The sequence below is a fragment of the Micromonospora sp. NPDC005254 genome (assembly GCF_042872525.1).
Classification (GTDB): domain Bacteria; phylum Actinomycetota; class Actinomycetes; order Mycobacteriales; family Micromonosporaceae; genus Micromonospora.
In genome coordinates this window covers 184,459-210,872 of the sequence record NZ_JBIAKM010000002.1, presented here as the reverse complement: position 1 = coordinate 210,872, position 26,414 = coordinate 184,459, and the positions used below count along the sequence as shown (strand labels likewise).

Below are 26,414 nucleotides of genomic sequence, written 5' to 3'. Positions count from 1 at the left end.
GTTACCAGCCCTTCGCCAGGCTCGTCTGCAACCGGGCGGCCCGTGCGGCCCGGAGCTGGAAGATCGCCTTTACCAGGGCGGGTGCGGCGATGAAGATGACGATCAGTGCCTGGAGCACGGTCACCAGCTCCAGCGAGATGCCGGAGTACGACTGCATCCGGTTGCCGCCGGCCTGGAGCGCACCGAACAGCAGCGCGGCGAGCAACACCCCCCACGGCTTCACCCGGCCGAGCAGCGCCACCAGGATGCCGTCGAAGCCGATCTGCGCCACCACCAGCGGCGTCAGCGCGCTGGCGGTCGAACCGAGCACCATGTTCGAGCCGCCGAGACCGGCCAGGACCCCGGAGAAGACCATGATCAGGATGTACGTCCGGGTGACGCTGATGCCGGCCGTCCGCGCGGCGTCCGGGTTGGCGCCGACCGCGCGCAGCTCGAAGCCGAGCGTCGACCGGTTGAGCAACCAGGCGACCGCCCAGGTGGCCAGCACGGCGAGCAGGATGCCGGCGTGCACCCGCAGGTTGTCGCCGAGCAGGCGCGGCAGCTGGGCGGAGGTGTCCACCGCCTTGCTGATCGCGTCGGTCCGGGTCGGGTCCTGCACGCCGTTCTGCACGATGAGCCAGGTCAGGAAGTACGTGGCGACGTAGTTGAGCATGATCGTGTTGATCACCTCGTGCGCCCCGGCGCGGGCCTTGAGGATGCCCGGGATGAAGCCCCAGATCGCCCCGCCCAGCGCGCCGGCCAGCACCGCCACCAGCAGGTGCAGGCCGGGCGGCAGCGGCAGCAGGAAGCCGGCCAGCGCGGCCAGGATCACGCCGATGGTGGCCTGACCCTGCGCGCCGATGTTGAACAGGCCGCCACGGAAGGCCAGCGCCACCGCCAGGCCGGTGAAGACCAGCGGCGCGGCGTACGTCAGCGTCTCGGAGATCGGCGCGAGCACGGCCTGCCAGCCGTTGCTGCCGTTCACCCAGCCGGAGAACGCCTCGGGGTCGAAGATCGAGCCCTTGAACAGGTTCGCGTACGCCTCGCTCACCAGCGTCCAACTCGAGTTGAGCGCGTCGGCCGGCCGGGCGGTGATGTAGGTGTAGGTGTGCAGCACGTCCGGGTCAGAGACGATCATCAACACCGCGCCGACGACGATCGCCAGCACCAGCGACAGCAGGGTCACCGTGAAGGTGTTGGCCGCCCAGAGGTTGTCCAGGAAGAGCCGGCCCAGGGACGGCTTCGGCTGCGGCTCGGGGGCCTTCGGCGTGGTGGTCGTGCCGGCCCGCTCGGTGTTGCCGAGCGCGTTCTGCGCCGCCTGCGACTCGCTCGCCGGCTCCTTGTCCGGAGAGCCCGACTGCGGATTGGGGTTGGTGGTCATGCCTCGTCCTCGCTCGCGGGGCCGTCGGCGCGCGCCGGACCCCCGTCGGCCGTGCCGGCCGCGTCCGGGTGGATGCCGGCCATCAACAGACCGATCTCCTCACGCGGGGTGTCCGGGCCGACGATGCCGATGATCCGTCCGCGGTACATCACCGCGATCCGGTCGGCCAGCCCGACCACCTCGTCAAGCTCGCTGGACACCACCATGACGGCGGTGCCGATGTCCCGCTCGTGGATGATCTGGCTGTGGATGAACTCGATCGACCCGACGTCCACGCCACGGGTGGGTTGGGCGGCGATGAAGAGCTTCAGCGGCCGGGACAGCTCCCGCGCCACGATCACCTTCTGCTGGTTGCCGCCGGACAGGGTGCCCACCGCCGCGTCCGCCGATGAGGTACGGACGTCGAACTGCTCGATCCGCTCCCGCGCCGACGACGCGATGGCGTCCGGCTTGAGGGCGAGCCCGGCACCGAACGGCGGCCGGTCGTAGATGTCCAGCACCAGGTTCTCGGCGACGCTGAACTCCTTGACCAGGCCGTCCACGCTGCGGTCCTCGGGCACGTAGCCGACGCCGGCGCGGAGCACCTTCTTGGTCGTCCAGCCGTCGATCCGGTCGCCGCCCAGGCTGACCGTGCCGGCGAGCACCGGGCGCAGGCCCATGATCGCCTCGATCAGCTCCGTCTGGCCGTTGCCCTGCACGCCCGCCACACCGAGCACCTCGCCCGCGCGGACGGTCAGGTCCACGCCGTCGACCGCCCGGACCTGCCGGTCGTCGTCGACGACCAGCCCGGCCACCTCCAGCACCGGCTCGCCCGGTGCGGCCGGCGACTTGTCGACGGTCAGCCGCACGCTGCGGCCGACCATCAGTGCGGCCAGCTCGTCCCGGCTCGTCTCCGGCGAGGCCGTGCCGACGGTCTTTCCGCGCCGGATCACCGTGATCCGGTCGGCGATGGCCTTGACCTCGCCCAGCTTGTGGGTGATGAAGACGATCGACTTGCCGGCCGCCTTCAGCGACCGCATGACCGTCAGCAGGTCCTCGGTCTCCTGCGGGGTGAGCACCGCGGTCGGCTCGTCCAGGATGAGCAGGTCGACGTCGCGGGTGAGCGCCTTGACGATCTCCACACGCTGCTGGATGCCGACCGGCAGATCCTCGATCACCGCATTCGGGTCGACCCGCAGGTTGTAGCGCTCGGACACCTCGGTGACCTCGCGCCGGGCCCGCCGCCGGTCCAGGAAACCGGCGATGCCGCCCCGGACCTGCTCGGCGCCGAGCATGATGTTCTCGGCCACGGTGAAGACCGGCACCAGCATGAAGTGCTGGTGCACCATGCCGATCCCGGCCGCGATGGCATCGGACGGGCCCTTCAGCTTCAGCGGCGTGCCGTCGACCAGGATCTCGCCCTCGTCGGGCTGGTAGAGCCCGTAGAGCACGTTCATCAGGGTCGACTTGCCCGCGCCGTTCTCGCCGAGCAGGGCGTGAATCTCTCCAGGCTCCACCGTCAGGTCGATGTGATCGTTGGCGACCAGATCACCGAACCGCTTGGTGATGCCGCGCAGTTCGAGTCTCAGCGCAACCTCCTGGAGTGCGAGCGATGGTGCAGCGTAGCTGCCGGTCGACCGGGCCGGACCAGGCCGGTCACCGTGGCGCGCGATCCGGCCGCTCCGGCCCCACGGGTGGTCACCCGCGGGCCGGAGCGGCCGGATCGGTCGTACCTGTACCCCGCCGCTCCTGCGATGATCTCACCGGAGGGGCCGGGCGGTTGTCACTTGGTCGGCTGGGCCTTCGAGGTGACGGTGATGGTGCCGGCGGCGATGTCCGCCTTGATCTTGTCAACCTCGGTCTTCAGCTCGGCCGGAACCTTGCCGTCGAAGTCGTGGTACGGGGCGATCGAGACACCGGTGTTGGCCAGGGTGCCGACGAAGCCCGGGTTGGCCTGCAGCTTCTCGCCACCGGCGGCCTTCACCACCGCCTCCTTGACGGCCTCCGGGATGTTCTTGACCACGGTGGTGATGATCGCGGCGCAGTCCGGGGTGCTCTCGCAGCCGTCGACGTCCACCCAGATGGTGCTGTACTTGCCGCCCGAGGCCTTGGCCGCGGCGGTGGTGCCGAGGCCGGAGCCGCCGGCGACCGGCATGATGATGTCCGCGCCCTGGGCGACCAGCGCGTCGGAGACCTTCTTGCCCTCGTCCTGCTTGGCGAAGTCGTTGGTGAAGGAGCCCTTCTGGGTCTCCTTGTTCCAGCCCAGCGCCTGGACGTTCTTGCCCTTGGCGGTGTTGTAGTACTTCACACCGTCGACGAAGCCGTCCATGAAGATCGTCACCGGCGGGATCGGCAGACCACCGTAGGTGCCCACCTTGCCGGTCTTGCTCATCCCGGCGGCGAGGTAGCCGGCCTGGAACGCGGCCTGGGCGGTGTCGAACTGCATCGGGTAGACGTTGGCGTCACCCGGGTTGGCATCGACGATGCCGAACTGCTGGTTCGGGTTCGCCTTGGCGATCTTCGAGGTGGCGTTGGCCATCAGGCCGCCGACCGCCAGGATGAAGTCGCACTTCTGGTTGACGAACTGCGTCAGGTTCGGCTCGTAGTCGGGCTCGGACTTCGACGCGACGTACTTGATGTCGATGTTGTCGTTGGCGGCCTTGGCCTCCTGCAGACCCTTCCAGGCCGAGGTGTTGAACGACTTGTCGTCGATGCCGCCGACGTCGGTCACCATGCAGGCGCTGTACTTCTTGGCGCCACTGCCGGCGTTCTTGTCACTATCGGGGGCCTCGCCACACGCGGCGGCGCTGAGCACGAGCCCACCTACCGCGAAGATCGAGGCGATCCGCATCCCACGCACCGAGCGCAAGACGTCTCCTTCCCATTGCACACCGCGCCTAGTGCGGTGGCAGCCCATCAGCCGACCTGCGGGTGTGCCGCCGGCTGTCCCACGTTACGGACGGGAGCGTACGCCCGCGCCCACCCACCGGCCGACAATCGTGCACGACTGTTGAGCGCCTGTTACCCGGGTGTAACCCTTGCGTGGGGCACATCACTCTTCGTGCTGGTAACCGAGCATCGAGGCGTCCCGAACGTCCGGTTCGCGGAGGTCATCCCCTCCGCCGGACGTTACCGCCAAAAGACCGCGACCGCCGCGTTGACCAGGGTCAGGCCGACGATCGCGAGGAAGTGGCCGCGGTTGACCACGTCCCGCTTCCGGGAGAAGAAGACCATGACGAAGATCAGCAGCGCGATCACCAACTTCGTCACAAGTTTCGCCGGGTCCGGCTCGTCGTCACCACCGCCGCGCAGCGGCGCGGAGAGACCGAGCCCGGTCAGCAGCTGGATCCCGGCGCCCCAGAGCATGGCGGAGTTGATTCGCAGCTTCCCGCTGACGTACTGGGCGATCGAGCCGCCGAGCAGCAGGGCGAAGCCGATCAGATGGACATAGAGGAGAATGAGTCGCAGTGCTTCCACGCCGCCCATCCTCCCCCATCAACGACAGTTCGTAGTAGGGGGTCGGTCGGTCGGCGGGTCGAGCCCGGTCACCACAGCCGCCACACCTGGAAGGTGGGGCCGTCGCCGGACAGGGTCGACACCCCGTCCGGCCCGGGCCGGAGCGCGGACGCCCCGCCGTACACGTTGCCGGCGGCCGGCAGCCCGGTCAGCCGCACCGGCGTGCCGGGCGCCCGGCGGGCCAGCACCAGCACCGAGCCGGCCGGCGCCTCCCGCAGGAAGACCAGCGTGTCCGGGTCGTGGTGCAGCCACCGCAGACCGCCGTGGCGCAGCGCCGGCTCCGCGCGACGCAACGCGATCAGCGACCGGTACGTGGCGAACGTGGCGGCGTCCCAACTGCCCGGCCGGCGCCACGGCATCGGGGTACGCGAGGACTCGCCGTTCGTGCCGGTCAGCCCCAGCTCGTCCCCCGCGAAGATCATCGGAGTGCCGGGCATCGTGGCGAGCAGACCGGCGGCCACCTCCTGCCGGGCGGCGTCGCCGACCACCGTCCGGATCCGCGCCGAGTCGTGCGAGCCGAGCAGCTGCCAGGAGTGCACGTACGAGCGCCACGAGACCAGCGACCGGTACGCGCCCATGGTGGCCAGCACCGCTTCCGCGTCCCGCCGGGGCACCCCGCCCGGGGTACCGAGGAAGTTCGGCACCGGCTGGTCGCCGTGGCGCAGCCAGGACCAGATCGGGTCGGTGAAGCCGACGTAGTTCATGGTGCCGTGCCAGCCATCGCGGTCCAGGTCACCGGTGTGGTCGTGGCCGTGCTCGGCCATCAGCAGGGCGTCCGGACGCTCCCCGACGACCACCGAGCGCAGCAGCGCCGCCACCTCGTGGGTGTACGCGTCGACGCCCCGCCGGCCGGTCATGTTCGCCACGTCGACCCGCCACCCGGAAAGGCCGTACGGCGGGCGCAGCCAGCGGCGCAGCGCGGCGTCCTCGGCGGTGGCGAAGCGACGGCGCAGGTCGGCGCTGCTCCAGTTCAGCTTCGGCAGCGACTTGACGCCGTTCCAGGACTCGTACGAGCCGGAGCTCTCGTCGAAGTAGTACAGCCCCCGCTCGGGCGCGCGCACGTCCGAGGAGGCCGACGCGAACCAGTCGTGGCCGTCGCCGGTGTGGTTGCTGGTGATGTCGCCGAGCAGCCGCCAGCCCCGGGCGCGTACCGCCTCGGCGAGGCGGGCCAGCGCGGCGTCCCCGCCGAGCAGCGGATCGACCCGGTCGAAGCTGGCCGCGTCGTAGCGGTGGTTGGAACGGGCCGGGAAGATCGGGGTGAGGTAGACGGTGTTCACCCCGAGCCGGTCCAGATGGTCCAGCCGCTCGGTGATCCCGTCCAGGTCGCCGCCGTAGAACTGGTACGGCGTCTCGGGGCCCCGCCCGATCACCGGGGTGTCCCAGTCGCACGGGATCGCCCAGTCCGGCAGCGGCCGATCATCCGCCGCCGCCGAACGGGCGAACCGGTCCGGGAAGATCTGGTAGATCACCGCGTCCCGTGCCCAGGCCGGCGGCGCGGCGTGGGTGACCAGCTTGAAGTCGCCGTGGTCGGGCACGTCGTGGTCGGCCACACCGGCGGCGGTCAGCCACCGGGGACCGTGCCGCCCGGAGAGCAGGAAGCGGTAGTTGCTCACCGGGTTGCGCGCCTCGACCTCGGCACGCCACCAGAGGACGTCGCCCTCGGCACGGTCCACGGTGGCCGCACGGAAGTGTGGCTCACCGTCGCCGGTGGTCCGCACGTGCACCTGCCGGACGTCGGCACCGGCCGGAACCCGGACGAAGACGTCGACGGTCTCGCCGAGCGTCGGCTCCTGCTGCGGGACGTAGCCGACGGATCCGTCGTGGTGCGGCTGCGGCGTGGTCATCCCTTGACCGCTCCGGCGGTCAGGCCGGAGACGATGTAGCGCTGCAGGAGCTGGAAGACCAGCACCGTCGGGATCGCGGTGAGCAGGGTGCCGGCCGCGAAGATCCCGAAGTTGTTGTTGCGCTCGTTGCCCTGCAACAGGCCGTACATGCCGACCGCGAGGGTCTTCGAGTCGCTGCTGGTGAGGAACACGTTGGCCATCAGGAACTCGTTGATGGTGCCGATGAACGCCAGCAGCCCGGCCACCGCCAGGATCGGCGCCACCAGCGGCAGCATGATCCGGAAGAAGACCTGGGCGTGCGACGCGCCGTCCATCGTCGCCGACTCGTCCAGTTCCCGGGGCAGGGTGTCGAAGAAGCCCTTCATCAGCCAGGTGTTCACGCCGAGCGCCCCACCCAGGTAGAGCAGCAGCAACCCCCACGGGGTGTTGAAGCCGATCGACGGCCACAGGTCGGTGATCGTGCCGAAGATCAGGTAGATCGCCACGATCGCCAGGAACTGCGGGAACATCTGGATCAGCAGCAGCGACAACAGCCCCACCCGCCGTCCCCGGAAGCGCATCCGGGAGAAGGCGTACGCGGCCAGCGCCGACAGGAACACCGACGCGAACGAGGCCACCCCGGCGATCAGCAGGGAGTTGAGGAACCACCGTTCGAAGGCGGTCCGCTCGAACAGCCCGCTGAAGTTGCCGAGCGACACCCCGTCGGTGGGCACCAGCTCGCTGGTGGAGAGCGTGCCGAGCGGATTGAGCGCGGCGGAGAGCACGAACACGATCGGGAAGAGGCTGAACAGCACGGCGAGCATGGCGACCAGGTGCCGCCAGCCGACCTGGGCGAACCAGCGGTTACGCCGCCTACCACTGATGTTCCGGTTCGCGGCCGGGCGGCCGGCCGTGTCGCCGGTACGCGCGGTGAGGGTGCTCACGAGTACACCTCCTCCTGCTTGCGGGTCCGCCGGAAACTGACCGCCGAGACGACGGCGACGATGGCGAAGATGAACAGCGAGATCGCGGCGGCGAAGCCGAACTGCGCGCCCTGCCCGCCGAAGGCCAGCCGATAGGTGTACGTGATGAGCAGGTCGGTGGCGCCGTTGGTCGGGTTGTCGGCCGGGAAGGGCGCGCCCTCGGTGGTCAGGTAGATCGCGTTGAAGTTGTTGAAGTTGTACGCGAACGACGAGATCAGCAGCGGAGACAGCGCGACCAGCAGCAGCGGCAGGGTGACCGCGCGGAAGGACTGCCAGGGCGACGCCCCGTCGACCGACGTGGCCTCGGTCAGCTCCCTCGGGATGGCCTGCAACGCGCCGGTGGCCACCAGGAACATGTACGGGTAGCCGAGCCACAGCTGCACGAGGATGACCGCGAAGCGGGCCGTCCACGGTTGGCCGAACCAGTCCACGTCCAGCCCGAACAGGTTATTGATCAGGCCGAAGTCGGCGTTGAACATGTCCCGCCAGGCCAGCAGCATCGCGAACGACGGCATGGCGTACGGCAGGACCAGCAGCACCCGGTAGAGGTTGGTGCCCCGCATCCGGGGCGAGTGCAGCACGAGCGCGATCAGCATGCCGAGCAGGAACGTGCCTGCGGTGGAGGCGATGGCGAACGCGAAATTCCAGATCAGGGTGCCCAGGAACGGGCCGGAGATGTTCTCGTCGGTGAGCACGCGGGTGAAGTTGCGCAGCCCGACGTTGATTTTCCAGCCCTGGGCCAGCCGCTCGCCGTCGGCGGCGACGAAGGCGCCCACCTCCTCGTCGGCGGTCCAGGTCTGCCCGGTTCCGGTGTCCCGGACGCAGTCGCAGCCGGCGTCGTACGCCCGCACCGCCTTGCCCTCGTACGCCCGGGACAGGCCGCTGGACCGCAGCGCGCCACCGGCGGTCGGGACGACCAGGTCGGTGATCTCCTTGCTGCGGGCGCTGGCCTGGCCGAAGTTCAGCACGGTGTAGCCGTCGGCGGCGGTGACCTTTCCGCCCGTGCCGACGGTGACGTCGGCGGCGTCGAGTCGGCGCAGCCCGCCCGCGTCGCCGGCGGAGACCGCCCCGGTGGTGGGGTCGGTGACCAGGAAGACCAGTGGCGCGGTGGCCGGGTCGCCCTTGGTGGCGACCGACAGGGCGTACTCGGCGGAGCCGGGCACCTGGGTGACCGACGAGGTCTGGATCGCGACGATCGCCTCGTCCTTGCTGCCCCGGTGCCCGTCACCGAAGTTGGTGAAGGCGGTGCTCGCCGTGTAGAGCACGGGGAACACCTGGAAGGCGATGAGGAACAGGGTGCCTGGCACCAGGTACTTGGCCGGGATGTGCCGCCGGGTGAGGTAGAGGTAGAACAGCCCGGCGGTGGTCGCCGCCAGCAGGGCCAGGCCGGCCCACTTCTCCCCGTCGATGAGCGGGAATGCCGCCCAGAGGGCGATGCCGGCGGTGAGGCCGAGCAGGAGCACCTTGCCGGCGAGGCCGGTCAGGGTGATCGGCGCGTGGTCACGCGAGCGCGGGGGTCGGGAGCCGACGGGCCCCCGGCCCGGGGTCTGCGTGGCAGACCCCGGGCCGGACAGCGGCGTACTCATTACTTGATCTGGCCGGAGATGGTCTTGCCGGCGGCGGTGATGGTGCTGGTCGGGTCGGCCCCGCCGATGACGGCGGCCTCGGCCTTGCCGAACGGGTCCCAGATGGCGGCCATCGCCGGGATCGCCGGGAGCACCTGGCCGTTCTTGCCGGCCTCCTGGAACTTCGCCAGATCCGGGTCACTGCCCTTGACCTGGTCGAGGGCGGCGGTCAGCGCCGGCGGCCGGGGCTCGGCGTTGTAGAGCGCGACGGCCAGCTCGGGAGTGGTGGTGTAGTTGGCGACGAACTCCTGGGCCAGTGCCTTGTTCTTGCCCTTGGCGGCGACGTAGAACGCCTGCACACCCACGAACGGCTGGGCTTCCTTACCGCCGGCGAAGCCGGGGATGGCGGAGATGTCGTACTTGACGTTGGCCTTCTTGACGTCGGCGATCGCCCACGGCCCGGAGACCAGGTACGCGCACTTCTTGCCGGTGAAGGTGGCGATCGAGTTGGTGTCCGCGATGGAGCGCTTGAGCACGCCCTCGCCCTTCTCGCCCAGCGCGCTGATCTTCTTGAACGCCTCGATCGACGCGGGCTTGCCCACGCCCAGGTCCTTCGGGTCGTAGTCCCCGTTGGCTCCGGTGCCGAAGAGGTAGCCGCCGGCCGAGCTGTAGAGCGGGTAGATGTGGTACGCGTCGCCGTTCTGGCCGACCTGGAGGCAGAGCGTCTCGGTGGCCTTCTTCGACGCCTTGAGCTGCTTGCCCGTGGCGACCAGGTCCTCGATGGTCTTCGGCGCCTCGGGGGCCAGCTCGGTGTTGCGGATCAGCGCCAGGTTCTCCTGCGCGTACGGCACACCGTAGAGCTGACCGTTGAAGGTGACCGCCTTGATGGCGGTCGCGTTGAACGCGCTCTTCTGCTCGGCGGCGAGCTGCACGGGGTCGATGGCGCCGTTCTGCACCAGGTTGCCGATCCAGTCGTGCGCGCCGACCACCACGTCGGGGCCGCTGCCCTGCTGCGAGGCGGTGACGAAGTTGGTCTGCAGGTCCTTGCTGACGGCCTGGACCTCGACGGTGACGCCGTTCTCCTGGCCGAACTTCTCGGCGAACGGCTTGAGGGCAGCGGTGCGCTTGTCGTCCGCCCAGATCACCAGTTTGCCGCCGGCCGCCTTGGGGGATTCCTTCGCGGCCGGCTTGTCGCTGTCGCCACCACAGCCGGAGGCGGCGAGCGCCAGGGCGAAGAGGGCGACCACACCCGCGGTACGGATGCGCATCGGTACTCCTGTCGTCATGGCGGATCCGCCGGGGGAAGGACGGCCCGCCAGTGGGAAAACTGAAAGTTTTTGCCAACCGGCGCAGTGATGCTGCGCCGCTGCTCGCGTATGTTGCGGGGACGTTAGCAAGAGGTTGCAGATAATGGAAGGGCTTGCAGAGAGCCCCGCAAGAACTTGCCGGTGGGCTAAAGTGCCGCCATGCGCGCTCGACTGTCCGACATCGCCCAGCAGGCCGAAGTCAGCGAGGCCACGGTGTCGCGGGTGCTCAACGACCGCCCCGGCGTGGCCCCGGAGACCCGACAGGCCGTCCTCACCGCCCTCGACGTCCTGGGCTACGAGCGACCGGCACGACTGCGCAAGCGCAGCGCCGGCCTGGTCGGCCTGGTGGTGCCCGAGTTGGACAACCCGATCTTCCCGGCGTTCGCGCAGGTCATCGAGTCGACGCTGGCGCAGAGCGGGTTCACCCCGGTGCTCTGCACCCAGACCGCCGGCGGCGTGACCGAGGACGAATACGTGGAGATGCTGCTGGACCGGCAGGTCTCCGGGATCGTCTTCGTCTCCGGCCTGCACGCCGACACCGCCGCCAACCACGACCGCTACCGGGCGCTGATCGCCCGGCCGCTGCCGGTCGTGATGATCAACGGGTACGTCCCCGGCATCGGCGCCCCCTTCGTCTCCTGTGACGACCGGGAGGCCGCCGACCTGGCCGTGGCCCACCTCGTCGCGCTCGGGCACCGGCGGATCGGCCTGATCACCGGCCCGGACCGGTTCGTGCCGGTGCAGCGCAAGGTGGCCGGCTGGCGGGCGGCGATGACCCGCCTGGCCGGCGTCGCCGAGGCCGACCTCGGCCCGCTGGCCGAGCTGACACTGTTCGGTGTGGAGGGTGGCGAGGCGGCGGCCGGCCGGCTGCTCGACCGGGGCGTCACCGGCCTGGTCTGCGGCTCCGACCTGATGGCGCTCGGTGCGGTGCGGGCGGCCCGGCAACGCGGTCTGACCGTTCCGGGCGACCTCTCCGTGGTCGGCTACGACGACTCACCGCTGATGGCTTTCACCGACCCGCCGCTGACCACGGTGCGGCAGCCCGTCATCGCCATGGCGGTGGCGGCGGTCCGGGCCCTGGTGGACGAGATCAACGGGCACGGCGCCCCGCACTCGGAGTACCTGTTCCGCCCCGAGTTGGTCGCGCGGGGCTCGACCGCGGTCGCCCCGGCCGCCGTGCGGTTTCCTTACGCAAGATCTGCTTGACTCTTGCAGAGGCGGGCGGCATATTGCTCAGACAGCCGCGCCCGAGCCTGAGACAGACGGGGAAACATCACCAATGACCGTCAGCACCATCACCCCGCCCCGCACCGACGACGACTGGTGGCGCTCGGCGGTCGTCTACCAGGTCTACGTGCGCAGCTTCGCCGACAGCAACGGTGACGGCGTCGGCGACCTCGCGGGCATCCGGGAGCGGCTGCCGTACCTGCGCGACCTCGGGGTGGACGCGCTCTGGCTGACCCCCTTCTACACCTCCCCGATGATCGACGGCGGATACGACGTCGCCGACTACCGCGACGTCGACCCCCTGTTCGGCACCCTCGCCGACTTCGACGCGATGATCAGCGACGCGCACGCCCTCGGCCTGCGGATCATCGTCGACCTGGTGCCCAACCACACCTCCAGCGCGCACCGCTGGTTCGTCGACGCCCTCGCCGCCGGCCCCGGCTCGCCCGAGCGGGCCCGCTACCTCTTCGCCGACGGCCGGGGCGAGCACGGTGACCTGCCCCCCAACGACTGGGAGAGCATCTTCGGCGGCCCGGCCTGGACCCGGATCGCCGACGGCCAGTGGTACCTGCACCTGTTCGACCCGGCCCAGCCGGACCTGAACTGGCGGCACCCCGAGGTCCGCGCCGAGTTCGAGGACGTCCTGCGGTTCTGGCTCGACCGGGGCGTGGACGGCTTCCGCGTCGACGTGGCCCACGGCATGATCAAGGCCGAGGGTCTGCCGGACGTCGGCTTCAGCACGGCGACGACCGGGCAGCGCCAGGTCGACCTGCTCGGCAAGGCCCGCCTGCCCTACTTCGACCAGGACGAGGTGCACGAGATCTACCGCGCGTGGCGACCCATCCTGGACAGCTACCCCGGCGGTCGGATGGCGGTCGCCGAGGCGTGGGCCGAGACGCCGCAGCGGCTGGCCCGCTACATCGGCCCGGACGAGCTGCACCAGGCGTTCAGCTTCGACTTCCTCGACGCCACCTGGTCGGCCGACTCGTTCCGCAAGGTGATCGACACCGCCCTCGCCGAGGCGACAGTGGTCGGCGCGCCCACCACCTGGGTGCTGTCCAACCACGACAAGCAGCGGCACGTCACCCGCTACGGCGACGGCGCCGAAGGGCTGCGCCGGGCGCGCGCCGCCAGCCTGCTGATGCTCGCCCTCCCCGGCAGCGCCTACCTCTACCAGGGCGAGGAGTTGGGCCTGCCCGAGGTTCTCGACCTTCCCGACGAGCTGCGCCAGGACCCGGCGTTCCTGCGGACCGGCGAGAGTCGCGACGGCTGCCGCGTGCCGATTCCGTGGAGCGGTCAGCTGGCGCCGTACGGCTTCGGGCCAGCCGGCAGCGAGCTGAGCTGGCTGCCCGCCCCGACGACCTGGGACGCCCTGTCGGTCGCCGCGCAGGCCGGTACGCCCGACTCGACGCTGGAGCTGTACCGGGCCGCCCTGCGTATTCGTCACGAACACCCGGCGCTGGCCGTCGACGCCGGCGAGGTCACCTGGTTGCAGGCCGAACCGGGCGTGCTGGCCTTCTCCCGCACCGCGGGCACCACCGCGCTGACCTGCGTCGTCAACCTCAGCGGAGCGCCCGTGGCCCTCGACGGGTACGGCGAGCTCATCGTCGCGAGCGCGCCGCTCACCGATCGCCTGCTGCCCGTCGACGCGGCCGCCTGGTTGGAACGGCGCTGAGCGGGTAAGCCCAACTCGACCTGGTCGTCCGTCGTGCCCCGCGCCAACGGGCGACTGGGCTACCGGCCCCTTGTGGTGGGGGGTGAGGTGCACCGGCGTCACGCGGAGTCCACTCCGCGCGGCGCCGGTGTCCGTGTGTGACAGGTGGTGTGCCCCGGTGCACGGCACGTCGACTCGGCCAGACCGAGAACGAACGGTTCACCGTGCTCGCCGACCCCGAGGGCAACGAGTTCTGCGTGCTGGACGGGCCGCCGACCCGCTGAGCGGTCGCGTCACTTCGCGGTGAGCAGCGCCGCGATCCGGGTGAAGCCGGCGCGCACCTCGGCCTCGTCCGGCGGCTCGGCGGGCTCACCGTGGCCCGCCTCGTCGGCCGCCGCGTCCAACTCCTCGTCGATCACGTCCTCGAAGTCCCCGTACAGGTCCGCCCCCTCGACCTGCCGGGCCTCGTCCTCCGCGGCCACCTGCGCGGCGGCGATCTCGCTGCGGATCTCGTCGGCCGACAGCGCCGGCAGCAGCGGCTCGACCACGGCCATCAACTGCTCATCGGCCACCACCGCCTCGGCCAACGCCAACGCGTGCGGCCGTTCGTACGGCCCGCAGACCACCGGCTCCCACTCGTCGAGGTCGCCCAGCGGCCCGAAGGTGATGATCCACGGCAGGCCGAGCATCGGCGAGTCGGCCGGCAGGTCCAGTGTCATGAGTGCGCCCACGGGCTCATCATGGTCCGCGAACGCGAGCATCGGTGCCGTTCTGTTCAGTTACCGCCCGTCCGGCGCCCGATCGGCCGTTCAGCGGCCCGGCGCTATACCGCCGCGAATCAACGCGCGTACAGGGTGAGCGCGAAGTTCTCGTCGGAATTGTGGTTGGCGTTCAGTTCGTACTCAGAGGTCCGCCGGAGCTGATAGGTCGGAGCGGAGAAGTCCACGCCGACCAGCCAGTTGAGCACCGCCTTGCGTTCCTCCGCCTTGAGCACCGGACCGATGCAGCCCTCGACCAGCGTCTGCAACAACGGCCGCTGCACGGCACCGTGCAATTTGACCATGCAGAGGACCTGGGCCACCTCGTTCGTGCGGTCCTTCGAGGGCTGACCGACCGCGGCCGACAACTGGCCCTGCTTACCGGGCAGGGTCACCCGGATGATGTGCAGCGCGCCGTCCGCCGTGACCGGGACGCGCCACCGCTCGGCCCAAGCGTCCGTGACCTTGCTCGGTGTCATGCCGGGGAACGCCGCCATCGGTCCGGAAGGAGTGACGGCGGGTGAGCTGTTCACATCCTCCCCCGGGTTGCCTCTGGTGCCCTGCGAGGCGGCGGGAAGCGCTCGGGTACGCACAGCCGCAACATCGGTCAATATTGCGCATTCATTGACATCTCTGGAGCCGGTAGCCCTCGGCAACACAAGCAATAACCACGGGGGAACGTTGATCGACCTGCAGGGGCTCAGTCGTGCCGGGTGGCGTCGACGGCGGCGCGGACGAGAGCGACAGCACGGTCCGGGGGTACGCCCAGCCGCCGGGCCTCGGCGGCGTACTCGACGGCGGCCCGGTGCAGCCGGTCGACGGCGTCGTCGCGGCCGGGTGCGACGAAGGTGCCGTTGCGCCCCCGGGTCTCCAACAGCCCCGCCACCTCCAGTTCCCGGTACGCCCGCGCCACCGTGTTCGCGGCCAGCCGCAGGTCGGCGGCGAGCTGCCGGACGGTGGGCAGTCGGCTGCCCACCGGCAACCGGCCGTCGCCGATCAGCTCGGCGAGCTGCACCCGCACCTGCTCGTACGGGGGCACCGGCGAGTCGGGATCGACCGTGATCAGCACGTCAGGCACCTCCGCCATCAGCCCGCACCGCCCGGCGCACCGGGATCGGTGTCCTCGTCGAGATCCACCGGCGGGGCTCCCTCCGCCAGATCCACCACCCGCCCGCTCGTACTGGTCGCGAGCAACGCCGCCCCGAACAGCACCAGTTGGTTGAGCAGGTAGAGGTAGAGCAGCAGACCGACCGCGCCGGCCACCACCGTGTACGCCGGATTGCGCTCGGTGCGCACCACGTAGTACCGCCCGACGGTGTTGAGCAGCGTGATGCCGATCGCCACCAGCAGCACCACCGGGCGCAGCCGGGACCGGCTCATCCGCAGCCGGGGCACCGCGAGCAGCAGCGCGGTGGCGAGCACCGCGTTGACCAGCACGCTGAGCACCGCGCTGACCGTGGTCAGCCCGACCGACCCGGTGCTGCGCAGCAGGAAGCGCAGCAGCGACTCCAACGCGTCCACCGCCGCCACCGAGAGGCCGAGCAGCACGAAGACGCCGATCATCACCCCCAGGTCGACCAGCCGCCGGACCACGAGGTTGCCGGGTTGCTGGTTGAGCGCGTACATGAGGCGCTGAGAGGAGCGGATCGCCTCCACCCAGCCGATGCCGGTGAAGACCAGGATGACCAGGCCGACCACGCCGACCGTGCCGCTGGAGTTGGCGATCTGCTGCGCGTCCAGGAACGGCAGGTTCTCCTTCAGGAACCTGGCCGCCGCCGTGGAGACCTCGTCGTTGTCCTCCAGGATCGCGCCGAAGATGGAGTACGCGACCAGAGCCAGCGCGAAGACAGCGAAGAAGCCGTAGTAGGCGATCGCCGCGGCGAGCCGCCCGGCCAACACCTCGGCGTAGAGCGCCCCGGCACGCCACACGTGGTCGAACAGGCTCGACCGGCTGCGCGCGGCACCCACCCAGCGGTCGATGCCCGCCTCGATACGGCCGATCACGTTCACGCGATCATCCTCGCCGATCTTTCACTGCCGCCGTCGCAACCGGCGCAAGAGTGCTCGCCGCCCGGCGGGTCGCCGACCGTCAGTCGCCGAGGCGGAAGTCCCGGCGGGGCTGCCACCGGGCCTGCCCGCTGTGCGAGAAGAGGGTGAACCCGTCGACCTCGAACATCGCGGAGAAGTCGGCCAGATCCTCGTACACCTTGTCCAACGCCTCGCCAGGGACGTCCTGCGCCACGGTGACGTGCGGATGGTACGGGAAGCGGGTCTGGCGGTGCAGGCCCGGCGCGGCCGCGATCGCGGCGGCCAGCAGTTCGCATTCGCTGATCCCGGCGGCCACCGCGACGAACACCACCTGCGTCACGGGCCGGAACGTGCCGGTGCCCCGCAGGTGCAGCGTGAACGGCAGATGCGCGGCGGCCACGGCGGCAAGGTGCCGCTCGACGCCCGGCAGGACGGCGGTCGGGATCTCGGTCGGACCGAGCAGCGTCACGTGTGCCGGCACCGCGAGGGGATCGCCCGCCTCGACCCGGCGCCGGGTGAGCTGGGCCCCCCACGGCTCCGGGATGTCCACCGCTATGCCGATCTGGACGGTGTCGCCGGACGGCGGCACCCCGCCACTGCGATCCACGCTCCGTGCCGCCACGTCGGCCACCGACCCGCCCACCCGTCCCGCAGCGCTATTCGCCGCGCACCGGCGGGAAGAAGCCGACCCGCTCGTACGCGGACCGCAGGGTCGCGCCGGCCACCGACCGGGCCTTCTCCGCACCGGCGGCGAGCAGCTTGTCCAGCTGCGCCGGGTCGTCGAGGTAGGTGCGCGTGCGCTCCTGGATGGGGCGGACGAACTCCGCCACGACCTCGGCCAGCTCCTTCTTGAGGTCTCCGTAGCCGCGGCCGGCGAACGCTGCCACCAGCTCGTCGATGCCACGCCCGCTGAGCGCCGAGTAGATGGTCAGCAGGTTGGACACGCCCGGCTTGGTCTCGGCGTCGAAGACGATCTCCCGACCGGTGTCGGTCACCGCGGAGCGGATCTTCTTGGCCGACCGGGCCGGGTCGTCCAGCAGGTCGATGATGCCGGCCGGCGAGGACGACGACTTGGACATCTTCGCCGTCGGGTCCTGCAGGTCGGTGATCTTCGCGGTGTCCTTGACGATGTGCGGCGCGGGCACCGTGAACGTCGCGCCGAACAGCGAGTTGAACCGCTGGGCCAGGTCGCGGGAGAGCTCCAGGTGCTGACGCTGGTCCTCGCCGACCGGCACCGCGTTGGCCTGGTAGAGCAGGATGTCGGCGGCCTGCAGGACCGGGTAGGTGAACAGCCCGACGCTGGCCCGCTCGTTGCCCTGCTTCTGCGACTTGTCTTTGAACTGGGTCATCCGGCTGGCCTCGCCGAAGCCGGTGATGCAGCCGAGCACCCAGGCCAGCTGCGGATGCTCAGGCACCTGCGACTGCACGAACAGGGTGCTGCGCTCCGGGTCGAGACCGACCGCGAAGAGCTGGGCGGCCGCCACCCTGGTCCGCTGGCGCAGCAGCGCCGGATCGTGACCCGCGGTGATGGCGTGCAGATCCACCACGCAGTAGAACGCGTCGTGGGTGTCCTGCAGGGCCACCCAGTGCCGCACGGCTCCCAGGTAGTTGCCGAGGTGGAACGAGTCGGCCGTCGGCTGGATGCCGGAGAAGACGCGGGGTCGCTCGGAAACGTCGGGCATGGCGATAATTCTGTCAGCAAGCAGGCGGGGCCGTCATGACGGGCCGGCGCGTCGGCCCCGGCCGGCCGGTGTCGGGGCGCTGACCTCGCGTGGCACGCCCACGCGCCGCTGCTCCGGCACGCGGAGCGCCGACACCGCGAGCCGGGCGACCCGACGTCCGTCCAGGGCCAGCACCCGCAGCAGCCAACCGTCCGCCGGGTCCACCGGATCGGGACCGCCGTCGTCGGGCGGCTCGGCGGGTACGGGCACCTCGTCCCCGGGCAGTGGCAGCCGGCCCAGCACGGCCATCACGTACCCGCCGACCGTCTCGTACGGCCCGGCGGGCAGCGCCACGCCGGTCCGCTCGGCGAAGTCGGCGAGGTTGAGCCGGCCGTCGACCACCGCCGGCAGGCCGGCGTGCGGCGGGTCGGGGGTCGTGTCGTACTCGTCGTGGATCTCCCCGACGAGCTCCTCGATCAGATCCTCCAGGGTGACGATCCCGGCGGTTCCGCCGTACTCGTCGATCACCACCGCCAGGTGGTGACCCTCCCGGCGCATCTCGGTCAGCGCGGCCAGGACCGGCTTGCTGCCGGGCACCTGCTTGACCTCACGGGTCAGCTCACCGACGGTGACGCACGGGTCGGCGTCCGGACGCAGCAGCACGTCCCGCAGGTGCACGAACCCGACCACGTCGTCCTGGGTGCCATCGGTCACCGGGTAACGGGTGTGCGTCTCGGCCCGCACCAGCCGGGCGGCCTCGGCGATGGTCAGCCGGGCCGGCAGGAAGACCACCTCGGTGCGGGGCATCATCACCTCGCGGACGAGACGCGCGCCGGCCACCAGCACCTCGTCGATGATCCGCCGCTCGTCCGGGTCGAGCACCGTGTTCACCGCGAGCAGGTCCCGTAGCTCGGCCTCGGAGATGCGTTCCCGCCCGGCCGCCGGGCCGGCCCCGAGCAGGTCGGTGACGAGACGGGTGGCGCCGTCGGCGGCACGGACCAGGATCCGGGCGACGGCTCGGGCGAGCGGGCCGGGGTCGCGGCGGGGCTTCCCCCGCACGCGTCGCCGGAGCCCGGAACGGGCCGCTTCCCGCATGACAGAGATGGTAGACACCGGGTGCCCGCCGTACCGGCGATCGCGCGGAGTCATCGGCGATGTGCGGCTCTGTTTAAACGTGAGAGATTATGATGGAATGGGTTGGCGGCGTGGTCGACTCCGGTCTCATCCGCCGCCGTAGGGTGATCACCAAAGGCCACGTCCCGGCGGGCCAGGCAGGAGGCAACGACGTGAAACTGCTCGTCACCGGGGGCGCCGGATTCATCGGCAGCGTGGTGACCCGGATGCTGCTCGACGCGGGCCACCAGGTCGTCGTCCTGGACGACCTGCGCACCGGTCACCGCGAGGCGCTCGCTCCGGACGCGACCCACGTCGAAGCGTCCATTCACGACGCCGCCCAGATCCTCACCCCCGACGCCGGCTTCGACGGGGTGGTGCACTTCGCCGCCCTCATCGCCGCCGGCGAGTCGATGGTGAAGCCGGAGCTGTACTGGCAGACCAACACCGTCGGCTCGCTCGCCCTGATCAACGCCGTCCGCGCCGCCGGGGTGCCCCGGATGGTCTTCTCCTCCACCGCCGCCGTCTACGGCAACCCCACCGAGCTGCCGATCACGGAGACCGCGGTCAAGGCGCCCACCAACACGTACGGCGCCACCAAGCTCGCCGTCGACATGGCGCTCACCTCCGAGGCCATCGCGCACGGGCTGGCCGCCGTCTCGCTGCGCTACTTCAACGTCGCCGGCGCGCACCTCACCGGCGACGTCGCGCTCGGCGAGCGGCACGACCCGGAGACGCACCTCATCCCGATCGCCCTGGAGGTCGCCGCCGGCCGGCGGGAGAAGCTCCAGCTCTTCGGCGACGACTACCCCACGGCGGACGGCACCTGCGTCCGCGACTACATCCACGTCGCCGACCTGGCCCGCGCCCACCTGTTGGCGCTGGACGCCGCCACCGGGGGCCAGCACCGCATCTACAACCTCGGCAACGGCAACGGCTTCACCAACCGGCAGGTGGCCGACGTGGTCCGCGAGGTCACCGGGCACCCGCTGCCGGTCGAGGTGGCGCCGCGCCGCGAGGGCGACCCCGCCGAACTGGTCGCCTCGTCCGCGCTGGCCCGTGACGAGCTGGGCTGGGTGCCGCAGAAGCCCACCCTGCACGACATGGTCGGCGACGCCTGGGCCTTCTACCGGACGCACGTCCTGGAGAAGTCATGACCAGCCCCACCGGTGACGTCGTCGAGCGGGCCGCCGCCGGCTTCACCGACCAGTACGGCGGCCAGGCCACCGGCCTCTGGGCCGCGCCCGGCCGGGTCAACCTGATCGGCGAGCACACCGACTACAACGACGGGTTCGTGCTGCCCTTCGCGCTGCCACTGCGTACCGTGGTCGCCGCCGACCGGCAGGATGACGAGCGCTGGACGGTCTGGTCCGAGCTCTCCGACGAGACGATCACCTTCGGCGCGGACGACGTGGCCGAGCCCGGCCGGGTGACCGGCTGGGGCGCGTACGTGGCCGGGGTGGTCTGGGCGCTGCGCGACGCCGGCCACGCGGTGCCCGGCGCCCGGCTGGCGATCGCCTCCGACGTGCCGCTGGGTTCCGGGCTCTCCTCGTCGGCCGCGCTGGAGTCGTCCGTGCTCGCCGCCCTGCTCGACCTCGGTGAGCTGGACCTGTCCCCCGAGCGGCGGCCGCGGCTGGCGCAGCGGGCGGAGAACGTCTACGTGGGCGCGCCGACCGGCATCATGGACCAGTCCGCGGTGATCCGCTGCCGCGCCGGGCACGCGCTCTTCCTCGACTGCCGCGACGAGTCCGTCGAGCACATCCCGTTCGACCTGGACGCCGCCGGGTTGGCCGTGCTGGTCATCGACAGCCGCGCACCGCACCGGCACGCCGACGGGGAGTACGCCGCCCGCCGCCGCTCCTGCGAGGCGGCCGCCAAGGCGCTCGGCGTCGCCGCGCTGCGCGACGTGGCCGTCGACCAGCTCGACAGCGCACTGGCCCGCCTCGACGACGAGGAGACCCGGCGGCGCGTCCGGCACGTGGTCACCGAGGACCAGCGTGTGCTGGACACGGTGGCGCTGCTGCGCGCCGGCCGGGTCCGGGACATCGGCCCGCTGCTCACCGCCTCGCATGTCTCCATGCGCGACGACTTCGAGATCACCGTGCCGGAGATCGACACGGCCGTCGAGGCGGCGCTGTCGGCCGGCGCGCTGGGTGCCCGGATGACCGGCGGCGGGTTCGGCGGCTGCGTCCTCGCCCTGGTGGAGACCGATCGCGCCGAGGCGGTGGCGGCAGCCGTCACGGCCGCGTACGCCGAACGCGGTTTCACCGCCCCCACCACGCTCCCGGTCCTCCCCGCCCCCGGCGCAACCCGCCTGCACTGACCCCACCCCGGCCCCCCACCCCCCGGCCCCCCACTCGCTGGTTGATCAAGAGGTTTGCGTCAGTCCGAGCCCGGATTTTGACGCAAATCTCTTGATCACGAGTCGCGGCGGCGGGCGCGGGGGCGGGGGCAGGGGCAGGGGCAGGGGCAGATCGTGCTCGTTCATGGAAGTAGTGGCCTCGCCCGGTGGGCGAGGCCACTACTTCATGGATCGAGTGCGATCATGCCGGCGCCGAGCCGGCGAGGGCCGGGGGCGCTGGGTTTAGCTGGCTTCGACGATCATGGCGGCGCCTACCGTGCGGTTGGTGGCCTCGTCGATGATGACGAAGCCGCCGGTGGTGCGGTTGCGGCGGTACTCGTCAGCGAGGAGCGGCACCGTCGTGCGCAGCCGCACCCGGCCGATCTCGTTGAGCCGCAGCTCGTCGGCCGACTCGTCGCGGTGCAGCGAGTTGATGTCCAACCGATAGTGCAGCCCCCGCACGATTGCCCGTGCCGACCGGGTGGTGTGCTTGATCGCGTACCGGCCGCCGACCCGCAGCGGGCTGGTCTCGTCCATCCAGCAGACCATCGCCTCGATGTCCTGGGCGACCGCCGGCGCGTTGTTCGGCCGGCAGATCATGTCGCCCCGGGAAATGTCGATCTCGTCGGCCAGCCGTACCGTCACCGACATCGGCGGGAACGCCTCCGCGACCGGCCCGTCGGCGGTCTCCACGGCGGCGATCCGGCTGGTGAAGCCGGACGGCAGCACCATCACCTCGTCGCCCGGCTTCAGCACACCGGAGGCGACCTGACCGGCGTAGCCCCGGTAGTCGGTGACCGTCGTGGACTGGGGGCGGATCACGTACTGCACGGGGAACCGGACGTCGACCAGGTTGCGGTCGCTCGCGATGTGCACCCGCTCCAGGTGGTGCAGCAGCGACGGACCCTCGTACCACGGCATGTTTTCCGACCGGGTGACGATGTTGTCGCCGCGCAGCGCCGAGATCGGCACCACGGTCAGATCCGGTACGTCGAGCTTCGCGGCGAACGCGGTGAACTCGTCGGCGATCCGCTCGTAGACCTCCTGCGACCAGTCGACCAGGTCCATCTTGTTGACGCACAGAACCAGGTGCGGCACCCGCAGCAGCGAGCAGAGGAACGCGTGCCGACGGGACTGCTCGACCAGGCCCTTGCGCGCGTCCACCAGGATCAGCGCCAGGTCGGCCGTCGAGGCGCCGGTGACCATGTTGCGGGTGTACTGGATGTGCCCGGGGGTGTCCGCGATGATGAACTTGCGTCGGGGCGTGGCGAAGTACCGGTACGCCACGTCGATGGTGATGCCCTGCTCCCGCTCGGCGCGCAGGCCGTCGGTGAGCAGCGCCAGGTTGGTGTACTCGTCGCCACGGGCCGCGCTGACCGCCTCCACCGCCTCCAGCTGGTCGGTGAAGAGCGACTTGGTGTCGTAGAGCAGCCGGCCGATCAGGGTCGACTTGCCGTCGTCCACGCTGCCGGCGGTGGCGAACCGCAGCAGGTCCATCGGCCGCGCCTCACCGGTGGCCTCGGTGCCGGCAACGGCCGGGGCCACGATCTCGGTGGTCATCAGAAGTACCCCTCCCGCTTGCGGTCCTCCATGGCGGCCTCGCTGACCCGGTCGTCACCACGGGTGGCGCCCCGCTCGGTGATCCGCGTGGCCGCCACCTCCTCGATGACCTTCTCCACGGTGTCCGCGTCCGAGCGGACCGCCGCGGTGCAGGAGGCGTCGCCGACGGTGCGGTAGCGCACCTGCGCCTTGAACCGTTCCTCACCCGCGCGGGGACGGAAGAACTCGTTGACCGCGTAGAACATTCCGTCCCGCTCGATCACCTCGCGCTCGTGCGCGTAGTAGATCGACGGTAGCGGGATGCGCTCCCGGGCGATGTAGTGCCACACGTCCAGCTCGGTCCAGTTGGACAGCGGGAAGACCCGGATCGACTCGCCCGGGTGGTGCCGGCCGTTGTAGAGCGACCACAGCTCCGGGCGCTGATTCTTCGGATCCCACTGGCCGAACTCGTCGCGGAAGCTGAACACCCGCTCCTTGGCCCGCGCCTTCTCCTCGTCGCGGCGGGCGCCACCGAACAGCGCGTCGAAGTGGTGCTTCTCGACCGCGTCCAGCAGCACCGGCGTCTGGATCCGGTTGCGCATCCCGTCACCGGACTCGCGGACCAACCCGCTGGCCAGGGCCTCCGGCACGCTCGCCACCACGAGGTGCAACCCCAACTCGGCGACCCGCTGGTCGCGGTATTCGAGCACCTCGGGGAAGTTGTGCCCGGTGTCGACGTGCATGACGGGAAAGGGAATGTTGGCCGGAGCGAACGCCTTCTGCGCCAACCGCAGCATGACGATCGAGTCCTTGCCGCCGGAGAAGAGCAGCACCGGGCGTTCCATCTCGGCGACAACCTCACGCATCACGAAGATGCTCTCCGCCTCAAGGGCGTCCAGGTGGGAGACCCGGTAGGCCGCGGGGGACGTCATGACACTCGCTCGCTCATCCGATTTCCAGACCTTTCCGGTCGGACATGTCAAGAAGTGCGCTCAGGCTACCCGGAATGCCTCTGCAGCGCTGCAAGCAACCGGTTGGCGAGATCCTTGCGACAGACCAGCAGGTCCGGCAGGCGCGGATCCGCCTCGTTGTATCGAAGCGCAGAACCGTCGATCCGGGAAGCGTGTAGTCCGGTGGCCGTCGCCACAGCCACCGGGGCCGCCGAATCCCACTCGTACTGCCCACCCGCATGGATGTACGCGTCCACCTCGCCGGTCACCACCGCGGCGATCTTCGCACCGGCCGAACCCATCGGCACCAGGTGCGCGCCGACGTCCTCGGCCAGGTCGGTGAGGAACACCGGCGGTCGGCTCCGGCTCGCCGCCAGGCGGATCTTGCGCTCACCGGCCGTCGCCGCCTCCACCGTCATCGGCGGGTACGCGGGCGGGTAGTCGGTGCCCAGCACCCGGTGCTGCGCCGGCAATCCCACCGCTCCGGCGACCAGCCCGTGCGGGCTCGGCGCGCTCCGCGCCCAGAGGGCGACGTGCACGGCCCAGTCCGAGCGGCCCTCCTCGGCGAACTCCCGGGTGCCGTCCAACGGATCGATGATCCACACGCGGTCCGCGGTCAGCCGGGACACCGCGCCGGTGTTCACCTCGGCCGCCCAGGCCAACCGCGAGCCCTCGTCCTCCTCGGAGAGCACCGCGTCGCCCGGCCGCCACCGCGCCAACTCCGTGCGGATCAGGTCGTGCGACACCTTGTCCCCGGCTGACTTCAGCGCGCCCGTGTCCGCGAAGCCCAACTCCGCACGCAGGTCGAGCAGCGCCTGACCGGCCCGGGAGGCCAACCACCGGGCGAACGCCCCGTCGATCATCGGAGGACTGCCCATCTGCCCGCTCCCGTCGCCTCGCCGCGGCCCGTGCCCGCACGCACCGATCGGCCGCGACCCGCGTCGCCGGTCACGGCACGCCGAAAGGCGCAGACTACCGGCCAACCGTTTCCGATCCGGTACGCCCCGCCCGGCTCAACCGCCGTGATACAGGTTCTGGGTCGGCTCCACGCCCTTGACGATCACCGACTCCACCACATCGGCGGCCCGGTCCACCAGGAAATCGAGTTCCTTACGCTCCGCCGCGCCGAAATCCGACAGCACGTAATCCGCCGGATCCTGCCGCCCCGGCGGCCGACCCACGCCGAACCGCACCCGGACGTAGTCCTTGGTGCCCAACGTCTTCGACATCGAACGCAGGCCGTTGTGCCCGCCCTCGCCGCCGCCACACTTAATCCGCACCTGGCCGAAGCCGATGTCCAGCTCGTCGTGCACCGCGATCACCCGCGCCGGGGGCACCTTGTAGAACTGCGACAGCGCCGCGACCGGCCCGCCGGACAGGTTCATGTACGTCAGTGGCTTCACCAGCACCAGCTTCGGACCGCCGAACCCCAGCCGCCCTTCCGCGACCTCGGCCACCGCCCGCTTGTGCCGGCCGAACCGCGCGCCCAACCGCCCCGCCAGCAGCTCCACCACCATGAACCCGACGTTGTGCCGGTTCCCGGCGTACTCCCGGCCCGGATTGCCCAGGCCGACCACCAGCCACGGCCCCGCCTCGTCCGTCACGACCCGCCCCTCCCGCCGTCTTCACCGACTCCCGATACGCCGGCAGGCGCCCCCGAAACTCGGGGACGCCTGCCGCACGATACGAACCGATCAGGCCTCGGTACGCGCCTCGGTGTTCTCCGCGCCCTCGGCGGCCGGGGCGGCGTCGGCACCCTCGGAGCCCTCGGTGACCTCGCCGGTCTCGGCCTCGGCCTCCTCGGTGGCCTCCTCGACCTCGGGCAGCGTCGCCTCGAGCTGCTCGGCGGTCGGCGCGGCGGTCACCGCGGCGATCGGCAGCGTCGGGTCGACGGCCAGCTCGACACCGCTGGGCAGCTCGACGTCGCCGGCGGTCACCGAGGAGCCCGCCTCCAGGCCCTCGATCGACGCCTCGAGGTGGTCCGGCACCTTGGTGGCGTCCGCAGTCACCGAGAGGGTGTCGTGGTCGTGCACGATCAGGGTGTCCCGCGCGGCCTCGCCGGTCAGCTGGACCGGAACGTCGACGGTGACCTGCTCGCCCCGGCGAACCAGGATGAGGTCGACGTGCTCGAAGGTGTCGCGGATCGGGTCCCGCTGGATCGCCTTCGGCAGCGCCAGCACCTGGGTGCCGTCGGTGATGTCGATCGCGAAGAGCTGGTTGGCACCGCCCTTGCGGATCGCGGCGGCGAACTCCCGCGACGGCAGCGCGATGTGCTTGGGCTTCTCGCCGTGGCCGTACAGCACGGCGGGCACCTTGCCGGCCCGGCGGGTACGACGGGCACCACCCTTGCCGAACTCGGTGCGGGGCTCGGCGCTGATCTTTACCTCGGACACGGGGAAACTCCTGATGCTTTTCGCTGCGGCGGCTTGTCGTCTTGCGGTGCTGGGGCGAGGGGCTCGCTGGGGCTCATGCGTCATGAACGACTGCCCGGAGCACCGCGTCGATGACGGTGCCTCCGTGCGGCGCTCTTCAGCGGCCCGCCGGGCACCCTCGCCGTGGCAACCGCACCAGTCTACCCGAGCTGTTTCCCGGGTTTCCGGCAGTCCCCGG

At 70.8% G+C, this 26,414-nt stretch carries 25 protein-coding genes; 5 read left to right on the top strand and 20 right to left on the bottom strand.

Annotated elements, in window-relative coordinates; genetic code table 11:
* Nucleotide 1: 1 nt before the first annotated feature.
* The 8 genes from ACFYPR_RS06610 to ACFYPR_RS06575 all read right to left on the bottom strand — a co-directional run bounded on the left by ACFYPR_RS06610 (nt 2) and on the right by ACFYPR_RS06575 (nt 10,494).
* Nucleotides 2-1,360 (bottom strand): ABC transporter permease, encoded by a 1,359-nt coding sequence (locus ACFYPR_RS06610; RefSeq protein WP_387258878.1) that lies wholly within the window; start codon nt 1,358-1,360, stop codon nt 2-4.
* Nucleotides 1,357-2,868, bottom strand: a complete 1,512-nt coding sequence (locus tag ACFYPR_RS06605; RefSeq protein WP_355133650.1) for an ABC transporter ATP-binding protein — start codon at nt 2,866-2,868, stop codon at nt 1,357-1,359. The genes ACFYPR_RS06610 and ACFYPR_RS06605 overlap by 4 nt, the downstream gene beginning before the upstream one ends.
* 254 nt (nt 2,869-3,122) lie before the next feature.
* On the bottom strand, nt 3,123-4,190 hold the full coding sequence (locus tag ACFYPR_RS06600; RefSeq protein WP_354860524.1) for a BMP family ABC transporter substrate-binding protein: 1,068 nt from the start codon (nt 4,188-4,190) through the stop codon (nt 3,123-3,125).
* 278 nt (nt 4,191-4,468) lie between these two features.
* Nucleotides 4,469-4,816, bottom strand: a complete 348-nt coding sequence (locus tag ACFYPR_RS06595; protein ID WP_387258876.1) for a hypothetical protein — start codon at nt 4,814-4,816, stop codon at nt 4,469-4,471.
* 68 nt (nt 4,817-4,884) lie between these two features.
* Nucleotides 4,885-6,699: a glycoside hydrolase family 13 protein gene (locus ACFYPR_RS06590; RefSeq protein WP_387258875.1), complete on the bottom strand. Its 1,815-nt coding sequence runs from the start codon at nt 6,697-6,699 to the stop codon at nt 4,885-4,887.
* Nucleotides 6,696-7,502, bottom strand: a complete 807-nt coding sequence (locus tag ACFYPR_RS06585; RefSeq protein ID WP_354860526.1) for an ABC transporter permease subunit — start codon at nt 7,500-7,502, stop codon at nt 6,696-6,698. The genes ACFYPR_RS06590 and ACFYPR_RS06585 overlap by 4 nt, the downstream gene beginning before the upstream one ends.
* A 116-nt stretch (nt 7,503-7,618) precedes the next feature.
* Nucleotides 7,619-9,247 carry an ABC transporter permease subunit gene (locus tag ACFYPR_RS06580; protein WP_354860489.1) on the bottom strand — a complete coding sequence of 543 codons (1,629 nt, stop codon included), beginning with the start codon at nt 9,245-9,247 and terminating at the stop codon, nt 7,619-7,621.
* On the bottom strand, nt 9,247-10,494 hold the full coding sequence (locus ACFYPR_RS06575) for a maltose ABC transporter substrate-binding protein (RefSeq protein ID WP_354860491.1): 1,248 nt from the start codon (nt 10,492-10,494) through the stop codon (nt 9,247-9,249). Before ACFYPR_RS06575 ends, ACFYPR_RS06580 begins: the two co-directional genes overlap by 1 nt.
* 198 nt (nt 10,495-10,692) lie before the next feature.
* Between ACFYPR_RS06575 and ACFYPR_RS06570 the strand changes: the two genes are divergently transcribed.
* The 3 genes from ACFYPR_RS06570 (at nt 10,693) to ACFYPR_RS06560 (ending at nt 13,698) form a co-directional block, all read left to right on the top strand.
* A complete protein-coding gene (locus ACFYPR_RS06570; protein WP_354860493.1) occupies nt 10,693-11,739 on the top strand; it encodes a LacI family DNA-binding transcriptional regulator in 1,047 nt (348 codons plus the stop codon).
* A gap of 73 nt (nt 11,740-11,812) precedes the next feature.
* Nucleotides 11,813-13,435, top strand: coding sequence for a glycoside hydrolase family 13 protein (locus ACFYPR_RS06565; RefSeq protein ID WP_363939403.1), 1,623 nt, complete (start codon nt 11,813-11,815; stop codon nt 13,433-13,435).
* Nucleotides 13,436-13,572: 137 nt separating this feature from the next.
* Complete coding sequence (locus tag ACFYPR_RS06560) at nt 13,573-13,698, top strand: VOC family protein (protein WP_354860496.1); 126 nt, start codon at nt 13,573-13,575, stop codon at nt 13,696-13,698.
* A 9-nt stretch (nt 13,699-13,707) separates the two neighbouring features.
* Here the strand turns inward: ACFYPR_RS06560 and ACFYPR_RS06555 are convergent, their stop codons facing one another.
* The 7 genes from ACFYPR_RS06555 to ACFYPR_RS06525 all read right to left on the bottom strand — a co-directional run bounded on the left by ACFYPR_RS06555 (nt 13,708) and on the right by ACFYPR_RS06525 (nt 18,956).
* Nucleotides 13,708-14,145: a hypothetical protein gene (locus tag ACFYPR_RS06555; RefSeq protein ID WP_354860498.1), complete on the bottom strand. Its 438-nt coding sequence runs from the start codon at nt 14,143-14,145 to the stop codon at nt 13,708-13,710.
* 107 nt (nt 14,146-14,252) lie between these two features.
* Entirely contained in the window at nt 14,253-14,765 is a 513-nt protein-coding gene (locus ACFYPR_RS06550) for a hypothetical protein (RefSeq protein ID WP_387258873.1), read from the bottom strand.
* A 107-nt stretch (nt 14,766-14,872) separates the two neighbouring features.
* Nucleotides 14,873-15,259 carry a GntR family transcriptional regulator gene (locus tag ACFYPR_RS06545; protein WP_354860500.1) on the bottom strand — a complete coding sequence of 129 codons (387 nt, stop codon included), beginning with the start codon at nt 15,257-15,259 and terminating at the stop codon, nt 14,873-14,875.
* Nucleotides 15,259-16,182: a YhjD/YihY/BrkB family envelope integrity protein gene (locus ACFYPR_RS06540; RefSeq protein WP_355132718.1), complete on the bottom strand. Its 924-nt coding sequence runs from the start codon at nt 16,180-16,182 to the stop codon at nt 15,259-15,261. The genes ACFYPR_RS06545 and ACFYPR_RS06540 overlap by 1 nt, the downstream gene beginning before the upstream one ends.
* A 79-nt stretch (nt 16,183-16,261) precedes the next feature.
* On the bottom strand, nt 16,262-16,831 hold the full coding sequence (locus tag ACFYPR_RS06535; protein WP_354860503.1) for a 2'-5' RNA ligase family protein: 570 nt from the start codon (nt 16,829-16,831) through the stop codon (nt 16,262-16,264).
* Between the two features lie 25 nt (nt 16,832-16,856).
* Complete coding sequence (gene trpS / locus ACFYPR_RS06530) at nt 16,857-17,882, bottom strand: tryptophan--tRNA ligase (protein ID WP_354860505.1); 1,026 nt, start codon at nt 17,880-17,882, stop codon at nt 16,857-16,859.
* Nucleotides 17,883-17,915: 33 nt separating this feature from the next.
* Nucleotides 17,916-18,956, bottom strand: a complete 1,041-nt coding sequence (locus tag ACFYPR_RS06525) for a hemolysin family protein (protein WP_354860507.1) — start codon at nt 18,954-18,956, stop codon at nt 17,916-17,918.
* 191 nt (nt 18,957-19,147) lie between these two features.
* Here ACFYPR_RS06525 and galE point away from each other — a divergent pair, with 191 nt between their 5' ends.
* Together galE and galK are read left to right on the top strand one after the other, a co-directional pair.
* A complete protein-coding gene (galE, locus tag ACFYPR_RS06520; protein ID WP_387258870.1) occupies nt 19,148-20,131 on the top strand; it encodes a UDP-glucose 4-epimerase GalE in 984 nt (327 codons plus the stop codon).
* Nucleotides 20,128-21,297, top strand: a complete 1,170-nt coding sequence (gene galK / locus ACFYPR_RS06515; RefSeq protein WP_354860510.1) for a galactokinase — start codon at nt 20,128-20,130, stop codon at nt 21,295-21,297. Before galE ends, galK begins: the two co-directional genes overlap by 4 nt.
* Nucleotides 21,298-21,558: 261 nt before the next feature.
* On the opposite strand, the gene ACFYPR_RS06510 is transcribed toward galK, so the two are convergent.
* From ACFYPR_RS06510 to ACFYPR_RS06490, 5 genes are all read right to left on the bottom strand, one after another.
* Entirely contained in the window at nt 21,559-22,875 is a 1,317-nt protein-coding gene (locus ACFYPR_RS06510; protein ID WP_355068436.1) for a GTP-binding protein, read from the bottom strand.
* On the bottom strand, nt 22,875-23,786 hold the full coding sequence (gene cysD, locus ACFYPR_RS06505; protein WP_355068438.1) for a sulfate adenylyltransferase subunit CysD: 912 nt from the start codon (nt 23,784-23,786) through the stop codon (nt 22,875-22,877). Before cysD ends, ACFYPR_RS06510 begins: the two co-directional genes overlap by 1 nt.
* A 65-nt stretch (nt 23,787-23,851) precedes the next feature.
* Nucleotides 23,852-24,682: an inositol monophosphatase family protein gene (locus ACFYPR_RS06500; RefSeq protein WP_354860513.1), complete on the bottom strand. Its 831-nt coding sequence runs from the start codon at nt 24,680-24,682 to the stop codon at nt 23,852-23,854.
* A gap of 135 nt (nt 24,683-24,817) precedes the next feature.
* Nucleotides 24,818-25,408, bottom strand: coding sequence for an aminoacyl-tRNA hydrolase (gene pth, locus ACFYPR_RS06495; protein WP_387258867.1), 591 nt, complete (start codon nt 25,406-25,408; stop codon nt 24,818-24,820).
* A gap of 90 nt (nt 25,409-25,498) precedes the next feature.
* The gene (locus ACFYPR_RS06490; protein ID WP_355068440.1) at nt 25,499-26,197 is read right to left on the bottom strand and encodes a 50S ribosomal protein L25/general stress protein Ctc; all 699 of its coding nucleotides are present in this window, start codon (nt 26,195-26,197) and stop codon (nt 25,499-25,501) included.
* Nucleotides 26,198-26,414 lie beyond the last annotated feature (217 nt).